12 protein-coding genes are annotated in these 20778 nt (G+C 54.4%); 11 read left to right on the top strand and 1 reads right to left on the bottom strand.

The genetic code is table 11. The features are described from left to right. Nucleotides 1–74 precede the first annotated feature (74 nt). Complete coding sequence (locus ACT2B1_RS15770; RefSeq protein ID WP_254920207.1) at nucleotides 75–365, top strand: thermonuclease family protein; 291 nt, start codon at nucleotides 75–77, stop codon at nucleotides 363–365. A gap of 157 nt (nucleotides 366–522) precedes the next feature. Then, complete coding sequence (locus ACT2B1_RS15765) at nucleotides 523–894, top strand: cupin domain-containing protein (RefSeq protein WP_171123510.1); 372 nt, start codon at nucleotides 523–525, stop codon at nucleotides 892–894. A 326-nt stretch (nucleotides 895–1220) separates the two neighbouring features. Here the strand turns inward: ACT2B1_RS15765 and ACT2B1_RS15760 are convergent, their stop codons facing one another. Next, complete coding sequence (locus tag ACT2B1_RS15760) at nucleotides 1221–2807, bottom strand: tyrosine-type recombinase/integrase (RefSeq protein WP_481668123.1); 1587 nt, start codon at nucleotides 2805–2807, stop codon at nucleotides 1221–1223. A 510-nt stretch (nucleotides 2808–3317) separates the two neighbouring features. On the opposite strand from ACT2B1_RS15760, the gene ACT2B1_RS15755 reads away from it, so the two are divergent. The 9 genes from ACT2B1_RS15755 (at nucleotide 3318) to ACT2B1_RS15715 (ending at nucleotide 20548) form a co-directional block, all read left to right on the top strand. Then, entirely contained in the window at nucleotides 3318–4658 is a 1341-nt protein-coding gene (locus ACT2B1_RS15755) for a Wadjet anti-phage system protein JetA family protein (RefSeq protein WP_481668122.1), read from the top strand. Then, nucleotides 4655–5506 (top strand): DUF4194 domain-containing protein, encoded by an 852-nt coding sequence (locus ACT2B1_RS15750; protein WP_481668121.1) that lies wholly within the window; start codon nucleotides 4655–4657, stop codon nucleotides 5504–5506. The genes ACT2B1_RS15755 and ACT2B1_RS15750 overlap by 4 nt, the downstream gene beginning before the upstream one ends. Further along, nucleotides 5499–9101 (top strand): SbcC/MukB-like Walker B domain-containing protein, encoded by a 3603-nt coding sequence (locus ACT2B1_RS15745; protein ID WP_481668120.1) that lies wholly within the window; start codon nucleotides 5499–5501, stop codon nucleotides 9099–9101. Before ACT2B1_RS15750 ends, ACT2B1_RS15745 begins: the two co-directional genes overlap by 8 nt. After that, the gene (locus ACT2B1_RS15740; RefSeq protein ID WP_481668119.1) at nucleotides 9098–10366 is read left to right on the top strand and encodes a Wadjet anti-phage system protein JetD domain-containing protein; all 1269 of its coding nucleotides are present in this window, start codon (nucleotides 9098–9100) and stop codon (nucleotides 10364–10366) included. The genes ACT2B1_RS15745 and ACT2B1_RS15740 overlap by 4 nt, the downstream gene beginning before the upstream one ends. Before the next feature lie 10 nt (nucleotides 10367–10376). After that, on the top strand, nucleotides 10377–12314 hold the full coding sequence (locus ACT2B1_RS15735; protein WP_481668118.1) for a DUF262 domain-containing protein: 1938 nt from the start codon (nucleotides 10377–10379) through the stop codon (nucleotides 12312–12314). A gap of 67 nt (nucleotides 12315–12381) precedes the next feature. After that, nucleotides 12382–13362 carry a helix-turn-helix transcriptional regulator gene (locus tag ACT2B1_RS15730; protein ID WP_170385636.1) on the top strand — a complete coding sequence of 327 codons (981 nt, stop codon included), beginning with the start codon at nucleotides 12382–12384 and terminating at the stop codon, nucleotides 13360–13362. Between the two features lie 143 nt (nucleotides 13363–13505). Further along, nucleotides 13506–14633, top strand: a complete 1128-nt coding sequence (locus tag ACT2B1_RS15725; RefSeq protein WP_481668117.1) for a metallophosphoesterase family protein — start codon at nucleotides 13506–13508, stop codon at nucleotides 14631–14633. A gap of 3 nt (nucleotides 14634–14636) precedes the next feature. After that, complete coding sequence (locus ACT2B1_RS15720; RefSeq protein WP_481668116.1) at nucleotides 14637–17246, top strand: AAA family ATPase; 2610 nt, start codon at nucleotides 14637–14639, stop codon at nucleotides 17244–17246. Further along, nucleotides 17243–20548 (top strand): TM0106 family RecB-like putative nuclease, encoded by a 3306-nt coding sequence (locus ACT2B1_RS15715; RefSeq protein ID WP_481668115.1) that lies wholly within the window; start codon nucleotides 17243–17245, stop codon nucleotides 20546–20548. The genes ACT2B1_RS15720 and ACT2B1_RS15715 overlap by 4 nt, the downstream gene beginning before the upstream one ends. Nucleotides 20549–20778 lie beyond the last annotated feature (230 nt).

The following is a 20778-nucleotide window of genomic DNA, read 5'->3' as shown; positions in this document are numbered from 1 at the left end:
TGTTCGCTACGACTGCCACTGCGGGTGGTCTCCAAGTACGTGACGCAGACACAATTGTTGTCGATGGCACTCCCGTGCGCTTGAACGGCGTGGATGCGCCCGAACTTGGCACTCGTTCTGGTCAAGACGCAAAACGCTGGATGGTAAATTTCCTTCGAGGCAAGGACGTAGAGTGCAAACTAAATGGTGAGCGCACGCATGATCGCTGGGTCGGTGTTTGTTTTGCGGACGGGGAAGACATTGGGGCGGCCGTGATAGCGGCTGGGCATGCTCTGGATTGCGCGAGGTACTCGAATGGGCGCTACAGGCAATTGGAGACCTCGGCGGCGAGGTCGCGTCTAAAGCGGGCCGGTTATTGCCGGTAATGTGCAAGCGCGCCGTGGGGAGCGCTCATTTGGCCGAAGCACGTAACGCCACTGTCACAGACAAACAAGACCATTGTTAACCGACAACGAAGTGCGCGACCTAGTGCAACTTACATTGGATATCCGGAGCAGGACATGAGGACGATTGGGTTTAGAGATGTTTGAATACAAGCCCGGGGATGATGTGGGGCACCTAGATGACTGGCCCTTCGATAACCCTCTTAGTGACTATCAAATCAAGGAAGGCCACCCACGTGCTTCAGGTCGTGTGGATGCTGGAGGTCCTGGACATGCGACCCGTGCCGGTATTTGGCGATGCACAAAGGGTTCTTTTGAGTGCACGGAACAGGGGGATGAATTGATGACTATCTTATCCGGGAGCTGTCGTTTGATTGATATGCAGAGCGGTCAGGTCAGTGTGCTTGAACCGGGAGACAGTCTTTTCGTTCGGGATGGAAGCCGTGTTACCTGGCACATTATCGAGGATGTGACAAAGGTATTCTTCGGACATAAAACGGATGGGTATTGAGGCGCACATCGAATGTGATCGAGTTTCGCCAGCAGACCAATGATTACCCCAATTTTGGCGTTTTCCCTTTTTGCTGGCGGCGCTTCTCACGTTGAAATTTGCAGAAAGCAACGGATCTCTAGGACCAACTCAAACAAAAAGCCTTCAAACGGGCCTTTGTGAAACGCGCCGTTATGCATCTCGACTGACCTGGTCAGGTTTGGTCTTCAATCAAGGCTCCTCTCGCGATGGCCAAAGGGAGTTACACTTGGTTCTTAAACTGGATCTGGGCGACACGTTGCAACCCATACGACAGCACTGAAAGAGTTTCTTAGGTCAAGTGGTCTCTATTTTCGGGATTTCTGCATCTTCTTTAGAGACGTCCCTTTCCATGGAATTTGCTTCTGCTCCTCGTAGGTTTGCAAGACGGCATTGACCCAGAGTTCCATCGAGTCTTTCTTCAGTTCCATGTAAGCTGAATGCGCACCATATGACTTCTCGGTTACATTTGCCGGGCTTTGCCTCATTCGATCAAAAACACGCTGGTCGTTTTGGCTGAAAGCGAGGATCGCGGGATCTTTGATGGAATGTGTCAGAACTGCTGAGGCGCCACCGGGATATCCTGCGTCGCTGAGAAAGTCCGAAAGGGTTCGCCTGATATCATGTGGCGACCACCAGTCGATCCCTTCTTCCGTCAGCAAATCCGGCCAGGGCTCCCTTTTCGCGCTCACCCGTCTATCGGTCTCGGGCTTGTTTCGGTCTCTGCCGGCCAGGCGGGACAGGATTTGATACGCCCCTGACCCAGTGACGTTTTTGGTCAGGTCTTGCGCGGAAGGCAGAAACACTGCGGAGCCATCGTAATGTTTGGACATCCTCAAGAACCTGTTCAGGTGGTCAAGGGCTTGTTTCGGTACAGGCAGGATGACGCGTTGCTTTCCTTTAACCCTTTCCACGTCCCAGGACGCCAGTTGCCATTTCTCCGGCGCAAAGGTGTCCGTCAGGAGGTCGCTTTTCAGCGGCGAGAACGCCGCTCCGGTTCTTTGACAGGTCAGGACGGCCCACCACAAGGCGGCAAGTGTCCAAGGGTGTACCCCATTTTTCCTACATTGGCGTTTGGGCAATGGATGGTTCAGAAACTGCTCGGCGATCCATAGGGTTCTCACCGCTTTGTCCAGCGCCGGCATCCGAGTTTTGGGTTTCACAATCACTGGCGATGACAAGTTGGGCCACCAACGGTTTACTTCTCCAAGACAGCTTGCGCCGTTGTGCTCCCTGGCACACCAAGTGAGAGCTTCTCTTGTATAAGTCACGACTTTAAGCGAGGTGGAAACACCGTGAGCTCTTCGGGTGTCATCCCTGACTTTCTCAAGATCGCCCTGGGTGAGGCGGGTGACTTCCTGGTCCAAGATGTTTCCCCAGGTGGGGCGTGACATCATGGATCTGATATCTTTGACGGTTGAGGACTTGATCTGTTTTTTGCCATTTAGAGATTGCTTGTCTTCCAGAGTTGCTTCAAAGCACTGCCGCAAGGTCCATCCTGATGGAATTTCCACCAGTTTTACCACCGCTGCCTCGTGATCGTGCCCTTGATCTCGATGTGTCATGTACTCATCAAATTTGTCTGGCTGAGACATGAGTACAGACCTCACGTTGGCCGCTCTCTCCCGGGCGGCTTTCACGCTTGTGATCGGCCGTTCTGTGGGGCGCGGGTAAAGTTGCCCGATGGTTTTGGTGCTTTGCTTGTATTTTGTAAGCCAGACGGCGCGATGGCCTCGCACGCGCAACAACAAGCCCAGCTTACCGTAGTCTTTGAATGTGTATGTGCCGTTATATCCGGCTTCAGCCATCTTCTCGGCTCTATTTACAATGCGTCTGTCAATTTCGCACGCTTCTGTCGGCATGATTTGTCCTTCAAATAATGATGTGAAGGGCATTTCATGCTCCAGGGCCTATGTCGTTAAAGACTGGTTAACAGCTGTCGATTTCTGGCATGAAGGCACGACCGGCCAAGCTGCTTGTAACCAATCACTCAGCTTTAAGGTTGTTTACATAACACCCGTTCTCTGACGTTCTGGATTTGTTATGGAATAGAATTTCTAGCAGAGGTTGATATCTAGGCTCGCTTTGATACCTCTGACGGCGGGTATTTTTCAACTGGCAGGTCATTTCGGAACAAGTTGCTGACATCACATGGTCGACATCACCCTGAATTCTGATTTTACGGCGCCAATGCGAATTCGTTCCCAATTTGTTCTAATTGTCAAGGTTTAGGTTCAAGTTCAGCCGGTGGGGTGTGACAGTTTTTGACACCCTGAAATGTCAAATAAGTCGAGCGCTTGGCAACAGGCAACGTCACTTCGATTCGATGAGGCCAATTGATGGTTAATTCAATATTCGGTTCCTTGGAGCCAAGCCAGTTCAGGCTCTTCAGTACCGAGAACGCGATGTTTTATGCCGACCTGCTCGAACATCTGGCGACCGAGGTATTTCGCTATGCGGCGGAAACTATGCGGAAGAAGCAGGTTCAACGCGCAATCGAAGACTTCATCCTGGCTCGGGAATGGCAAGCCAGCCTGACTGGAGAAGAAGGTCTCCGTGACGGCCCTGTGCACTACGCGGTCTATAGCCATCTAGTGAAATCCAAATGGCTGGAAGAAAGCAGAGACGGTCTGAGAACCGTTGTCGATCTCAACAGTGAAGCGCGACTGCTGCTCCAAGCGTTGCTGGACATCAAATCCGGAAAGGTGCGCTCCTTTGGTGGGGAAGTGCTTCAAGTGAAAACCCTGGTCGACGCCGTGCGTCGCGACCCTGAAAGCGCATCAGAAAATCTGACTTGGGCCGGGGCCCATGCAGAACGTTTTATGACAAACCTGCGGGCCATCGTGGGTGCTTTACGCAAAGTCGAGCAAAGCATGAAAGGGCAATCCAGTGTGGCCGGCATGATGGACACATTTTTCCACAATTACATCACCGACAATTATATCGCCGACTACAGAAAGCTGCGCGGTGAAAACAGCCCCTACCAATTCCGCCACGATCTCGTCGAGGATGTACGCGCCATGATGGAGGATGCCGTTCTAGTCAATGTGCTGGCCACAGCTTTTGTCCGTGAAGGCCGGGCCCCTTCTCTGGAAGAGGCTGAGCACAACATCATCAGCTCACTCAGCACGATTTCAGATGTCTTCAGCAGTATCGACAGCCACATCGATATGATCGAGGCGACAAACTCGCGGATCGAGCGGCGCGTGCTTAACATCAACCGCTTCCTGAGCCGCATGGGAGATGACCAAACCGGCCAGTATATTGATGCTGCCAAACGCCTGGGGCGATCCAAACTCGCCAGCGATAGTAAATTTCCAGTCAAATACGACGTTTTGGATGTCCATGCACATTTTGATCGCGGCTCCCTCCACAAATCGCGGCCGCCGCGCAAGGTGCCGCCACCCGTTGTCGCCAGAAAGCGCCTTAAAGACCCCGCACTGGTAGCCTATGAGGCAGCCAAACGACATTACATTGATCGCATACGGGTCAATCCCGAGCGCGTTCGAAGCTTTTTGGATACCAAAATGGGTCAGAAGATCTCCATCAGGGCTTCCGACATCGAAATCGTTTCGCTGGATGAGTTCTTCATTTTCGAGCGCTTGATGATCATCAAGACGATCTTCCCTGATGACCTGAATGATGTGGAAATAACGAGGCTTCCGACGTCTCTTGAGAACGAATGGATCAGCTGTTCCGACTTCGAAATAAAAAAACGCGCCGAAACACTGGAGATTTCAAAATGATGATGTTGGACGACTTCGAGCGCGCCTTGGATCGCGAAATCAAATATCGCCAGAACGAAGGCGACGGTGTCTCACGAGATGATGACGACATGATTGTTGATCAGTTCCAGAAAGCTGCCCGTCAACTCATCGAAAAGCAGGTCCTGCACGCTGACGACCGCATGAAAAGTGTCTACCGGCTCATCTGCCGGCATGAGCCCTATTTCGACCGGCTGATGCACGGTTTGGGTTATGTTCTGCTGATCGATTCAATCTACGAATACATCATCGTGATGCCCGGCAATATAGATGGCGCCACGCGCCGCGGGAAACTAAAAAAGGATGAGAGCCTTCTTCTTTTGACCCTGCGCATCATGTGGGAGGAAAGCTCACGAGATGGCGAAATGGACGACCTAGGTCGTATTTTGATCGATACAGACGCCCTTCTTGATCGTCTGACCGCCCTTGGGGGTGGCGATACACCGAGCAAAAGCCGTTTGAAAGAGATGCTGGATCTCTGGCGGGCTAAAGGGTTTGTCCGAGTTGGCGAGGAAGATCGCGAAGAAGAGATTATTCCCGTCACGATCATGCCGGCAATCAAGCACCTGGTGACACCAGATCTCGTGAAGGAGATCGAAGCTTTCTTGGATGCCGAAGATCCAGAGAGCGACGTGTTCGCCAATATCGAGAATAACCGTGTTGAAGCTGAAGAGGCTGCCCGACAGCAAGCTCTGGATGCCTCAAGAAAAGAAGACGCTGAAGAAACCAATTTCTTTGACAGTCTGCATGCTGACGTGACTGAAAAAGAAGACCTCAAAGACCCCGTGACGAGCAACTCCAAGGTTGCCGAGGAGCTGCCCGATGTTTGAACTGAAACGCATCAGTGCAATGAACTGGAACCTCCTGGAGCTGGAGGATATCGAAATTGATGGGATCACTGCCATCATCGGGATGATGGGATCCGGAAAATCGACGCTTCTGGACGCCATTCAAACCGTCAAAACGGGCAACCAGGTTTCAAAGTTGAGTCTGAACCGTGCCGCAAGTTCGATCAAATCTACCCGGTCAGTAAAAGAATATTGCCTTGGAGTGACGGAAGACACCATCCGCCTCGGCCTGACGCGGGACGCGTGTCACAGCATACTGGTCCTTAGCTACCGGGACGACACCCTAAATGCCGAATGCGCCGTTGGTCTCACGATCTATGCCGACAAGGATGAGCCCCGGGAACACACGACCTGCCGTTTCATCGCGGAAGGCACTATGTTCTCTTTTGAGGAATTCGCAGATCGGGAGCCTGACGGAACCCTGGTCGTCGGCAGCCCGGAAATCATTTTGGAACGCGTACGGGAGAAATCTGGCCGCGGATATTCGGTTCACAACAACTCCGCCCGCGGGTTTATCGAAAACTACCTCAGAGCGATGCGCCCGAAAGGGGCGACGCCGAACGCAGATGACTACATCCGCCGCTTTCGTAATGCCATCGCCTTCCAGGAAATCAAGGACCCGACCGAGTTCGTTCGAACCTTCGTGCTGGATGAAGATCCCATCCAGACCGACCGACTGCGTGCCAATCTTCAAACTTGGGATGAAATCTCTGCGTCCATTGAAACACTGAAAAAGAAGATCGGAGAGGCGCGCTCCCTTCGTGCAGCCTATGCCAGCCACGCCGAATGGCTTTTTACGGCTCAGGAAAACGCCTTCCAGACCGCCTGGTCTAAGGCTCAGATCGCTGCCATCCACAGCGCAGAAGCCAGTGACAAAACTCGCCAAGCTGAGGTTGATTTGGCGGAATTGACCCAGGAGCGGACCCGGGTAGATCAGCAGATCGAACGTGAAGAACGCCTGCGAGAGACCAAGAAAGAACAGCAGATGGCTTCCGGCTATTCTCAGTCGCAAGCCCTCATGCAGGAGAAGATTGGCAGCCAGGAGCTGGTTATCAAAACCTCTGCCGGCAAGCTCAACGACATTCTTAAACTGGGATCCTCTCTGCGCCATACGGATGACCTGAAACGCTTCCTTCCGATATCGACGGGCAACATGAAGATTGCCGCTGAACGCCTGGAGGAGATCCGCCGGGAATTTACCGGTAGCGGAAAATTCCCTGAAGATACTGCCGAAATTTCACGGTTGATTGCGACCGTCAAAGATACTGAAGGCGTCGTTGTCTCGCTGAACACGCAGTATGAAGACATGGTCTATCAGCAGCGGCAGGCTGAGGAGAAGCGGACAGAAAAGCTTCGCCAGCTTCGGTCTCGCGAACGGGGTGGCAAAGGCCTGGACGGACAGGTGCAGGACTTCATCGAATACCTGGTGAGTGAAGGTATTGTCGCCGAGGCCCTGCCGATGATGGTTGATGTCGTCCCCGGCATGGAAGATTGGGTTCGTGCTCTCGAGACCCGCCTGGGCGCCTTTAAGGAGGCGATCTATGTCGATCCGAAAAATTTTGATGAAGCCTACAGAGTGCTTCGAGACCGAAAGCAGGCAACAGGTCAGGGCTATGAGCGCGAGCATCGCAACTGGAAAGTGCGACTGATCAACACGCAAAAACTCGCTCGTGGAAAGGGTCTGCGTAATGCAGCACCAAATGCCATCGTGTCGGTCCTGGAGACAGACAACGATCTGATCAGAAAGTTCCTGGACTCACAGTTCGGCGGCACGGTCATGGTCGACACCCTTGACGAGCTGAAGCAGCACTCTGACGCAATCATGAAAGATGGCTCACAAAGCCAGGGGTTCTCCGTTCGTGTGAACCGGATGGGATCTCCTATTCTCGGACGGGTCGCTCAGGAGAGCCTTGTCCACGAGCTTCAGACCCAAGTTCAGGATTTCACATCAGAGATTGATCGCCGTAAAGCCGACATGAAGAGACTTCAGAACGGCGTGGCACTCTTTCAGGCTGTTGGGCAACTCGATACCCAGGAAGCCAGCGCACGTGTGGCTGAAATCGAAGAAGGTCTGAATACCCTCAAAGACCTCGAGCGTCGGCGGGATGAAGAAGTGTCTGATGACGTCCGTGAGCTGATCGCAGATATCAAGGCACATGGCGAGAACATCAACAAGCTGAAGGTCTATCGGGAGGGAGAGCTGGAAGATCGCAAGAACAAGCTGATCAGACAGCAAACCAAAGCCAGTGAGAAGGCAAGAGAAGAGGACGACACGCGCGCTCGCCATCAGGCGGAATGCGATGAAATTGCCGAGATCGACAAGGGCTCAGAGAATACGCGGTGGAGACATGCCCTTTACCACATGGATCACCATGCGAAGGGCCGCTCAATTTCTTCGTTGAAGGCGCGACTCGACAGGATCTCGGAACAAGACGAAGCTTGGCATATCGACAATGTAGAAAGGCTTCGCAAGGAGAAGCGTGAGGAGCTTGATGCCAACAGTGAAGCCGCTGGGCGCCGGGCTCGCCGGATGCGGGGCATTGCCTCCTACCTGGCGGATTTTGATGAAGATATCGAGCTCGCCAAGAAATCAGAACCAGACATTCTGAACTGGTTGGTGACCCATGTTCTCTACATGGAGGACAACGAGCTTTTGAAATATCAGAAGCAGATCAGCGAATTCCGGGAGGTGACCCGCCTTGAGGTGCGTGAGGTCTTCATGACCAAGCTCAATGATAACCTCAAAGGCGCACTCTCAGAGATGCGCAAACTTAACAAGCGGATCCGGCGCCACAAGTTTGAAGGTATGACCTATGTCTTCGACTGGAAGATCGACCCCACCATGAAACCTCTCTACCAGATGGCCCAACGCGTCTCGGAAGAGGCTGACAAAGCGGAAACCCTACTGATGGAAGGCGGAGACGAAATCCTGAACCAGGCCGTCGACATTATTCGGGAGATTTTCAAATCCGAAGAAGGTGCCGCCAAGTTCGAGGACTATCGCCAGTATTTCGAGTTCGAACTCGTCATGACCCGGGATGAGGTCACTGACGTTGATATCGACAACCAGGGTGTGGATGGCCTGAAAACAGACATTGCCGTGACCGGAAATCTGACAGACCGGATCGGCAAGGGTTCAGGCGGACAGAAGCAGACCCCCTACTACGTGGCTATCGCCGCCTCCATGGCCGCAGCCTACTACCCAAATGCGCGTCCGGGCGAGAGCATGGGGATGGGTCTCGTATGCTTCGACGAGGCATTCAATAAACTTGATATCCGCAGCACACAGGAACTTATTCGCCTCTATCGTGACCTAAATCTGCAAATCCTGATTGCAGCACCCGAAGAAAAGCGGACCAGCTTCATGGAAGTGGCCGACACCATCGTCACCATTTCCAAGGCCCCGGGCGTTCCGGAACTCTTCATTGACGTGGAGAAGATTGGAAACCGGGCCAAGAAGGAACTTCGACAAGCCAATCCCGAGCATCTTGGGATCGATGGTTTCCGCCAGCAGGTGCAGTCCGGACATATCGGTCGCCTTCCCACTCTCAACGCGGCGACAGAGGCAGCTGAATGAGCGCCAGGAAGCGACACCGGGTTGCAGGGGAACTGTTTGCCAAACTGCTCGACCGTCATGAGGCGGCTGAGCGGGATGGCCGACTAGGTCCCAAGATCGGAGAGTTTGTTTTCCAGGCCTTCCGGGACCCCGACAAGCAGAGACAGTTTCAAGAGGCTATCCAGCATGCTCAGCGTATAGGGGCTGTCCATGTCGAGATGGACAAGGGTGACCTATCGCACCTGATGAAGCGCGTCGTATTGGCTGACGCGGATGTTCTTTACAATATGACAGGCCGGACACCTAAAGCAGGCAAGCTGGCAGGTGCCAGGAGCACTCTGGAGAGATTTCTGAAAACATTGCCCGAAAAACACCGAGGAAATGCGTCAGAGGCCATGGAGCGACTATTGGAGCAATGGGAATTGAACAAGCGCCCTCACCGTATGAGTGAAGATGACCTTCAGCCCGTGAAAGAATACCTCAAGGCCTACGGGGCGGCGCTCTCGAAAGATGTGACCGACGGTCGAGACTTACGAACGTATTCCCGAGTGGAATGCGGAGACTCGAAACTGATTGAGCGCCATTTGACGAGAATCCTTGCAGAGCTCCGCGCAATCGATCTCTACGGCGTTGATGTCAAAGACGAAATGATCCACTCAGATCTGGGTTTAGAAAAGTTCGCACACCTCGTTCAGTTTACTGCGGATATTCCCTTTGCGCAGTCGCACTTCGACAGAAAGCTGCATTTGGGCATTCACCCTTCAATGATCGACACGCTTGAGGTCAGCCCACTACGCGCGCTCGTGACCATTGAAAACTACGCAAGCTTCAATCGTTATGTCGCAGAAGCCCTCACCCCTAATACAGCAGTACTCTATACGGGCGGCTGGCCGGGATTCGGAGAGAAGCAGCTGATCGCGAAGCTTTCAGAACATGTCACCCAAGGCGTGTTTCATTGGGGGGATATCGACATGGCTGGCGCTGCAATTGCAGATGCTGTTGCATGCTGTTCAAAAGCTCCTGTTTCTCTGCATCAAATGTCACCTGATCTGGCGCGCAAACATGGAAAACCCCGCTCCGCCAAGGCAATCTCAGTTTCCGAGAACTCCCCGGCGCGGGAGCTGATCGCGTGGCTTGCTAGCGAGGATGCCTTCACCTTGGAACAAGAAGAGCTGGATCCAGTGCCGGTTTGCCACATAGCGACGGTTTCAATTCCTTCAATGGAAGTCAACGAACCCAATATAGGTTTTAGTAAGGCGAGTAGCCTTGGTGTGAACGAGAGGTAGTGGGCCAGCAATGGATGCACGCGAATTTAAAGTGACAGATGTGTTGAGCCGAAATGAACGGTTTGTTGTTCCGCTCTATCAAAGGCAATATCAATGGCACGACCATAAGAACTACGATGGTAGAACCAGCGCATTTTGGTTGGACGTAGTGGCCAAGGCCACTGAGGTCTTGGAGGGACATGCGAGGTTTGACCATTACATGGGCGCGTTGCTGTTGGCACCTGACGCCACGGCAAGATCTTTTGGAGCCACGCCGACCGTGCAGGTTGTGGACGGTCAACAACGTTTGACCACCTTTCTGATTTTGCTCTCTGCAATGCGCGAGGTCGCTCGCAATAAAGGATATGTCGCGCTCATCGATCAAATTGAAGAGTACCTTTTCAATCAGACCGGTAGAGCGGATACGGATCCCCTTGCGCGTTTCAAGCTGACACCAACTCCAGTAGATCGTTTGGTCTTTTTGGACATTCTAGAAATGCCCTACCAGGATGTGAGAAACGAACATCACGGGTACTACTGGCGAGGAAGCGTGCCACAAAATACTCCCGTCCGCGCACTTCGGGCTTATGAGTATTTTATCGCGCAAATTGAAGAGTTCGCCGCGAGCGGAGCGGGAGATGATTTCGAAGTAGACATAGATGAAGAGAACGAGAGTGAAGCTGCCTTTGAAGGCGACGAAGCGGGTCCAGAGGAAGAAAAAGAAGAACTCGATGCGCTCCTGGAGGCGCTCGTGTTCCACCTCAAGCTCATTGTGATCACGCTGGGTCCAGAGGACGATGCACAAGTAATCTTCGAAACCTTGAACTCTAAAGGTCAGCCACTCCTGGCCATGGACCTAGTTAGGAACAACATTTTTCACCGGGCTGAGGCTCAAAACCGTGGCAAAGATAATGCCCGCGAACTTGCCGAAGCGTTATATAATCAGGTTTGGAGGCCATTTGACGATGGATGGTGGCGAGAGAACGCTCCAAATGCGCGCCCGGCTCGCCCACGCATTGACCACTTCCTCGCAGGGGTTCTGACAGCTGAGACCGGAAACAGGATAACTGTCCGTGAGCTTTACGCCGAGTACAGAGCCTGGGCCGCGCCCAATAGACGACCCCGGTATGAGAGAGTTGAAGAAGAACTGGCCGTCCTACAGAAGCACGTACCAACCTATGAAACTTTGGAAGATCGGTGTGAAGGAGCTGAAGACGTTGCATGGCTCGGCGAGCGGCTACGTCTTTGGCAAAACACGACAGCATACCCAATCGCGTTTCAGATCGCCGCTTCTGATCTAGATTCAGACGAACGTTGGCAGGTTGCAAAATGGTTGGACAGTTTTTTGGTTCGTCGGATCCTATGCGACTTGACGGCCAAGAACCTCAATCAGCTGTTCGCAAGGTTAGCTGACGCGTTCCATCGGGAAGGAGTCTCAGTCGAGGTCATGCGAGAATTTTTTGCAGGGATGACCATGGATACAACGAGGTTCCCAGGTGACGCGGAACTAGTAAGCAGTATTCTTGAAAAACGCGCTTACGGTCGTGTGCCGTCTCGTATTCTCACTGATATTCTTTGGTCACTAGAGCTGGCAAGCCGCACATCAATGACTGAAGAAACAATGCGACCGCAATCGTTGTGGGTCGAACACATCATGCCGCAAACTTGGGAACCGAACTGGCCGCTGGACGGCCATTTCGTCGCTGAGTTGGACAGTGATGTGCCGGGGTATTTTGAGCGTGAAGAGGCTATCCAAACACTTGGGAACTTGACGATCACAACGGACAGACTGAACCAATCGCTCGGTAACCTTGGATTTGAAGAAAAAGCCCTGAAACTTGTAGAGCACTCCAATTTAACGCTTAATCGAAAAGTGGCGGAGAAAGCGTCTTGGGACGAAGAAGAAATTCGCTCGAGAGGTGAGTATCTCGCGAATCTGGCGACTGAAATCTGGCCGGCAGCGAACTAGTACTCCAGTCGCTTAACCGCGCTGCGCGCTTCCACTAATGCTCCTGTTTCACTCATGAGGAGGGCAAATGTCTTTTGAAAAGGCGCGGGATATCTTGCGATTGGCGGACATGGCAATGTCCCGACACATGGGTGTTAGCCTGAGGGAGATTGAAGAAGAATTTGGTGTCGCAAAGCGAACGGCACAGCGAATGACGCAGGCGCTACATGAGATTTTTGGCGATAGCGTATCGGTCAATGACGCCGATCCCGACAGAATACGACGATGGAAGATAACTTCATCAGCTTTAGCCGGGTTGCACTTGAATGGGGCCGAGGAACTAGAGGCGATTGAAGTCGCTTTGTCGCGGTTAGACGAACCGGGGGACGTAAGGCAAAGGCAGGCTTTGCAAGCGCTGCGAGATCGGTTGTTGGCGGCGTTGCCATCTGCAAAGGCGAGAATAGCGGAGACAGACGCCGAGGCGGCGCTCGAGGCCTTTGGCATGGCTGCCAGGCCGGGGCCTGTTGCATATGCAGATCGTGAGGTTGTCGAAGCGATAGCAAAGGCGATCCGGGGCTTCAACGTGATGCGTATCGTATATGGTGGAGAAGTGCGGTTGGTGGAGCCATACGGCGTTCTTTTGGGAGCGCGCCGATATCTCGTGGCGCGACAACCGGCTAAAGGTAACAATCTACGTCATTTTAGGCTGGACCGTATCGAAGATGCTGAAGTGACGAAGGATTGGTTCGAACGAGCACCTGATTTCGACCTTTCGAGTTATGCAGAGGCGGCGTTTGGCTCCTATCACAATCCTGATCAGGTTACTGAAGTGGTTTGGATCTTCAGCAAGGCAGCGGCGGACCGAGCAGCAAACTGGCAGTTTCATCCCAAACAAGTCGTAAAACGGCTCGGCGATGGTCGGCTCGAAGTGCGGTTTCGAGCAGGAGGGTGGCTCGAAATGGCGTGGCATCTATATCAATGGGGGGATGAGGTCGAGGTGGTCTCACCAAAGGCGTTGCGGGATCTGGTCCATGTCGCGCGGCGTTCTGATTTCGAGGCGCTACCGTAAGTTTGTTCCTAATTTGTTCGGCGCGTCAAGTTCTTGGTTTAAGTTCAGTCGCGAGGGCATGACAGCTTTTGACGCCCCTAGGTGTCAAATAAGTTGGGTGTTTGGGGAGAGGCCACGTCAATTCGATTCGATGAGGGTAAGAGATGGTTGGTTTTACATTTGTTCATACGTCCGATCTGCACTTGGGAAGCGGTTTCGGGACGATGCCCGAAGAATTACGAGGGCGGCTGATTGAGGCACGTCACGAGGTGTTGTCGCGTTTGGTGCAAGCGGCGCGGAACCATGAAGCGCGGCATATTCTGGTCGCTGGGGATACATTTGACACAACCGGGCCGAGCGATGGGGTGCGTCGTCAGGCGGCGACAGAGATGTCGGCGGATGGCGATGTGCATTGGTGGATCATTCCTGGCAACCATGACTCGTTAGCCGCCGAAGAACTTTGGCGGCTCTTTGGGGAGGAGGCGGGGCCAAATGTTCATGTCCTACGTGAGGCCGAACCCGTAGAAGTCGAGGCGGGCGTTTGGGTGCTGCCTTCACCATGGCCGCGGCAGTTTCCTGGCCAAGACCTGACTGCTTGGATGCCTGAGGCCGAGACCCCCGAAAATGCGCTGCGCATTGGATTGGCGCATGGCGGAATCACTGATTTTGGCGACGATTACGACGCATCCACTTTAATCCCGCCGAACCGAGCCGAGAGTGCACAGCTGGATTACCTGGCGTTGGGGGATTGGCACGGCGTTGTTGACGTGAACCCGCGCACCCAGTTTTCCGGCACACCGGAACGAGACTCGTACCGACATGAAGGGCGCGGGTCATGCCATGTCGTGACGATTGCAGGCTCAGGGGCTGTACCTTCGATTAAACGGGTGGAAACAGGACGGTTCTATTGGAGCGCCAAACAATTGAGCCTGATGCCCAACATGGACGTCGTGGGAGCTTTTGAAGCATTGCTTGATCCCGAAACGGCACAGCGGCGCGACCAACTATTGCGGATCGAAGCACAAGGCTACTTGCACATGGAAGAGCGTGCAGCGCTGGAGGATGCGGCGGCCAAAGTCGCTCCAGATTTCGGGCGATTTGTGTTGCTCGATGACGAACTCGCGACGGAGTACCAGGCCGGTGACTTGGACCTTATTGCAACCGGTGGGGCGCTCCGAGTTGCGGCCGAGGAATTGCAAGTCGAAGCAGAAGGTCAGGGAGTGTCAGAGCACGATGCGCGCGTGGCGCAGGCGGCACTGAACCGGCTGTGGTCACTGGTTCGGCAGGGCTGAGTTATGATGATTACATCCATATCCTTACGAAATGTGCGCCGCTTTGTTGAACCTGTGACCATCGACAACATTGGACCGGGGCTAAACGTGTTGTCGGCTCCAAACGAGAGCGGAAAATCGACGTTCTTCGATGCGTTACAGGCCGGATTTTTTGAAAGTCACCGGTCGCAAAACCAACGGATCAAGGGGCTGACCCCGAGGGTGGGGGGGGATCCGGAGGTGACAATCTGTTTCGATCTGGATGGCGCCTCTTGGACGCTGTTCAAGCGGTGGAGTTCCTCTGGCAAGCGCAAGCAAGCGAGCCTTACGAAAGACGGGGTCTTGGTTGCGCAGGGTGAGCAGGCTGAGGATACCCTGGCCAGCATGGTCGCTGCGCCAAAAGAAGGTGGTCCGGCAGCCTTGCTTTGGGTCCGCCAGGGCGTGGTTGAAGTGTCGAGCGACAGTGCAGAAAACACCGCCCGTCAGGATATCATGAAGCTGGTCACCGGCGAAGTGGAGTCCATGACGGTCGGGCGGCGAATGGACAGGGCTGCCAAGGCTTGCGAGGAGGTTCTGAAGGCGAATGTAACCGCAACTGGTAAGCCTAAAACCGGCGGGCCGTTGCAAATGGCGTCCGAGACTGTCGCCGGCCTTACCAGCCATCGCAATGTTGTGCTGGAGCGGGTAACTGCGTTGGAGGAGGCACTAAAACGCCGTCGTGCTGTGAGAGCGGAGCTGGCGGAGCTTCGGGACGAAGAAGAGACAACAGCACGATTGGGCCGGTTGAAAGAGGCCGAAAAGCGCCTCTCTGAGGCGGAAAAACAGGACGCGGATGTGCAGCTTGCACAAGGCCGAGTCGATACCCTCGAGGCCAAGGAGACCCGAGCGCGAGAGAAGGTCGAAAAGTTGCGGTTGGACGTTGTAGGACTGGCCAAAGCCCAAAGTTCTGTCAAAAGAACCGCCGAGCGAACAGAGAAAGCGCAGAGGGCATTTGACACGGCGCGGGGCCGTCGGGAAAAGGCCAAGACGGCCCAGAGCGAGGCTCAGGCAGCGCACAACACGGCGACAGAACAGCTGAAGTTGGTCATGCAGTCCGAGGCTTCAGCCGGGGCTGTCGCTCGGCGCGAGGAACTGACGCGCCAGATTGCCGATGCCGAGACGCTGCGCGGTGAGATCGAAACCTTGAAAGCCGAAATTGGTCAGGAGATTTCGACCACGGGGCTGCAACAGCTGGAAGGGCTTGCAACTGCGCTTTCAGTGGCAGAACGGGCGCGAGAAGCTGCGGCGCCGATTTTGCGCGTCACATACGACGGGGCAGATGCAGGTAAAGTTCTGTGGCGTGGAGAAGCCGTTGAGGGGGATCGCGATCATCCCATCACTGAAGTCACTAACCTTCAGATTTCGGGCGTCGGGCGTATGTCGATAACGCCCAGTGACAGCACTGAAGGCGGTGGGGTCGGTGCTGCGCAGAAGGTACTGGATCAAGCTTTGGCCAGCTCCGGATATCCCACCGTCGAAGCGGCGCGCGCATCGGCACAAATCAGGACGGCAAGGGAAGAGCAACTGCGCACGAAGGAGGCCGAGTTCAAAGCGATTGCGCCGAAAGGTGTCGAAAGGTTGCGTGCAGCTCTGGCGGAACTGCCGGATGCCATAGAAACAGATGTTGACTTGCCGGTCCTCGCGGATGCGGAGAAAGCGGAAGCTGAGACCAAAGAGGCGCTGCACGGCGCCGCTGTAGAATTGAGCGCCGCGGAAGAAGCATTCGATACCCTCCGAGATACGCTAGAGTCTGAACAGAGGGAGGCGGCATCGGCCGAAGCGCTCATGCAGGCGGCACAAACGGCGCTGGGTGGTGTGAAGGACCCGGAGGCTGAGATTGCCAGTCAAGATGAGACGCTACAAAAGCTCGTCGGAGAGCTGACCGAGGCGCGGGATGGTTTGGCCACTTTGCGGGAGGCTGTCATCGACCTGGACGCTGCAAAGGTTGCCGTTGATCGCGCCAGAAGCGTTATCGAAAACAGCCGCATCCTTGGCGAGAAATTGGAGCGTGAGCTCGCCGGACTGACTGAACGAATCCGGCTGTCCAGTTCGGATGCGCCGGAGGAGGAACTCGCTTTCGTCGAGGGCCAGTTGGAAACTGCCGAGGCGCGGTTAGCCGAAATTGAGTTCGAAGTGGAAGTGAACCGGCGCCTCAAGGCGGCGTTAGATGCGGCGCGTAAAGCGGCGTTGGAGGCTCATGTCAGACCGGTGACAGATGAATTGCAACCGCTGTTAAGGATGCTGTGGCCGGACGCAGAACCCGAGATTGATGCGGAAAGCGGCACAATAATCCGGATCACCCGACGCAGCGTGGAAGAGGACTTTGAGGTGCTTTCGGGCGGTACGCGAGAGCAAATCTCTCTAATGGTGCGACTGGCATTCGCCAATATCCTTGCCAAGCAGGGTCGGCCAGCGCCACTCATCCTCGATGATGCAATAGTTTATACGGATGACGACCGCATTGAGCAGATGTTCAACGCATTGACCTTGCGGTCGAGCAATTTGCAGATCATCGTGTTTTCTTGTCGGCAACGGGCGTTCCGCGGATTGGGCGGTGATCTATTGTCGATCAACCAGGCGGACGATGCGGCTTGAAGCGGGACGGAGCGGACATACGGCTGTCGGCCTCGGACCTGATGCGGTTCATGGGCTGCGCGCATGCAAGCGCCCTGGATTTGGCGTATTTGCAGGGCGGGGGGGCGGAGCCAGTTCAAGACAGTGCCGATGCCGCATTGTTGCAAGCTCATGGCGATGCTCATGAGGCCGCGCATCTGGACCGGTTGCGGTCTCAAGGCCGGGCGATCATTGAAGTCGCAACCGAAGGCGTGCCGTTTAGTCAAGCCGTGGAAGCGACACTTGCAGCCCTGGCCGAAGGGTCTGAGGTTGTGTTTCAAGGTGCCTTGGAAGGCGGGATGTGGGGTGGGTATTCAGACTTTTTGGAACGAGTTGACCTGCCATCCGAGTTGGGATCATTCTCCTATGAAGTGACGGATACCAAGTTGAAGCGCAAACCCGCGCCAGGGCATGTTCTTCAACTGGTTCTTTATTCCGATTTGATAGCAACGGTGCAGGGTCGTGCGCCTGACCGAGCGCATGTGGAACTTGGCACAGGGGAACGGTTCAGTTTTCGGTTGAGTGAGTATTCAGCCTATGCGCGGGCGGCGCGGCGAAGGCTGGAGAGGTTTGTCGCCGAACCGAGTGCGACACGGCCTGTGCCGTGCAGCAGTTGTGGTTTATGTCGGTGGCGCGAGCATTGTGCCGAGGTTTGGGAGACTGAAGACAGTCTGTTCCGAGTGGCAGGGATTTCAAAACAGCAGGTCAAAAGGCTGGAAAGTGCTGGGATCAATACCATGCGGGGCTTGGCCGAAAGCGATGGACATGTGCCGAACATCGCTGCCGAGACGCTGGGTGCGTTGCGTGCGCAAGCGCGATTGCAAGAGGCGCGCAAATCGGGTGAGCCGCGAGCGGAACTGCGTCCACGGGTTGAAGGCAAAGGATTTGACCTGTTGCCGGAGGCTCAGGAGGGCGATCTATACTATGATATCGAAGGTGACCCGTTCTATCGCGAGGGACAGGCTGACGGTCTAGAGTATCTGCACGGCATCTGGGACGGGCGGGTTTTCACGGCCTTCTGGGCCCATGATCATGCGCAGGAAAGGCAGGCCCTGATAGACCTGTTTGCCTATTTCACTGACCGGCTTGCAGCATATCCGCTGGCGCGGATTTACCACTACGCCCCATATGAGATTACCGCGCTAAGGAAGCTTTGCACGCGCTACGGCGTGGGTGAGGCGCTGTTAGATCAATGGCTCCGTGAGGGGCGCTTCGTGGACTTATACGCTGTGGTACGCGGCGGGATTGTAGCGTCGGAGAAAAGCTATTCGATCAAGGACATGGAGGCTTTTTACGCCGTGGAACGGAGCGGTGAGGTAACCACGGCCGGCGGGTCAGTGGTAGCCTATGAAGAATGGCGGGAGAGCAATGATCAGAAAATTCTGGACGAGATTGAGGATTACAACCGCATCGATTGCATCTCGACACAGGAGCTTCGGGATTGGCTTTTGGTGCAACGGCCGGGTGATGCGATATGGAACTCTCTATCTGCGCCCAAATTAGAACAAGAGACAGACCCTTCCGACCCGGAAGAGGAAAGCCTTAAAGCGCAGCTAGCGGCAAGCGACCTGCCGGAGGATCGCCAAAAGGTTCTCTTTGATTTGGGCCGGTTTCATCCACGGGAGAAAAAACCTGCTGCCTGGGCGGTGTTTGATTCCGTCAAAAAAACTTTTGACGAACTGGCGGATGATCTGGAGTGTCTTGCTGGTTTACGGGCTCAAGCGCCAGGTCACATTGTCAAACAGTCTACTGAACGGCTCTACAAATACCCCTATCAGGCCACGAAACTGCGCAAGGGAAACAGTGTTTCTGCTGCGCGTGGAGATGGTACGGTAGTTGGCCTTACAATCACTGCGATTGACAAAAAACGGCGTGAAGTCACGGTTAAGGTGTCTTTGAGGCAAGGGTTTGACCTGCCTGAACAGTTGGACTTGCTGCCAGCCTTCGCACTTCAGACCAAGGCGATTGAAGAGGCAATTGCCGCTGTGATCGATGATCAATGCAGCGATAGGATCAATCACTCAGCAACAGATCTTTTAACCCGTTCAACGCCACGTTTTCGTGGGGTTTCACCGCTGGTTGCATCAGGTGATCCAGTGCAGCGGCTTTGTGCTGCCGTTGATGCCATGGATAATACGGTACTGCCGGTGCAAGGGCCACCTGGCACAGGCAAAACCTATGTAACGGCACGCGCGATTTTGCACCTGGTGCGAAAGGGCAAGCGGATCGGTGTAGCGTCCAACAGCCACGAGGCAATCAAGAACGTCTTAATGGGGTGTGTCGAGGCGTTGGAAGATAGCAACCTAGACGGCGATGGTGTTGAGATTGTTTATAAGGGGAAGGCTGGGAGTGACCCTTTTCCTGAAGGCTATGAGGCTATTCAGTTGTCTTCAAAGCCCGACGACAGTCGCCATAGAGGTGCCAATATCGTTGGCGGGACAGCTTGGTTGTTCTCACGCACGGACTTGGAAAAGAGTTTCGACTACCTCTTTGTGGACGAGGCGGGACAGGTCAGCTTAGCCAATGCGCTTGCCATGACGCGAGCAGCGGACAATCTGGTTCTAGTGGGAGACCCCAGACAATTGCCGCAAGTCATCCAAGGGTCGCATCCTTCCCCGGCACACCTGTCTTGCCTCGATTGGATTATCGGGGACCAGGCTGTCGTTTCAGAGGACTGTGGGGTCTATCTCGATACAACGCGACGTATGCACCCAGATCTCTGCAAATACATCTCGGAGCAGATTTACGAAGGTACGCTGCAAGCACACGAGGAAACGACGCGGCAAAAGGTCGACGTAGACGGGCTACCGCATGCTGGAGCGTTTCTGGTGCCCATCGCACATGAAGGGCGCGCGCAGGAAGCCGAAGAGGAGGTCGCTGCCATCTCCGCTATGGTCGAGCGGCTTCTGGAAGGCAGTTGGACTGACAAGGTTGGGAATACGCGCGAAATCCAGCGTCACGATATCATCGTAGTTGCACCCTACAACGCACAAGTCAATGCACTCTCAGAGGCATTGCCCGGTGTCCGGGTGGGCACAGTGGACAAGTTTCAAGGCCAAGAAGCGCCAATTGCGCTTGTATCGATGACCGCCTCTTCCGCCGAGGAAACACAGCGCGGACTAGACTTTCTTCTCTCGAGGGAACGTCTGAATGTTGCCGTGAGCCGGGCAAAGGGCCTGAGCCTTGTCTTTGCCTCCCCAAGACTGGTTGAGACGCCATGTACAACATTGGAACAAATGAGGTTGGTCAACACGTTGGCGGGGCTGCGTGTATGGTCTACATGAAGCCGAATAAAGGAACTAAAGGTAACAAATCTTAAGGTCACGCCCTGTCGGAGCTTTTGTCCTGCGAGACAAGTGCTCAGTCGCACACAGACTGTCCCAGTTAGATATCAGCGAACCAATTTGTTTAATCCACGCGACGGTACGCATTCCCTACATGGTCAAATTTTCATTATAATTCAGCATTGTATGATTACATCAGGATGCCTAAATTCACCCACTGAGGGAGACGG

The sequence above is a fragment of the Ruegeria sp. S263 genome (genome assembly GCF_056780525.1).
The sequence above is the reverse complement of the archived record's forward strand: the minus strand, read 5'-3'. Positions and strand labels throughout refer to the sequence as shown.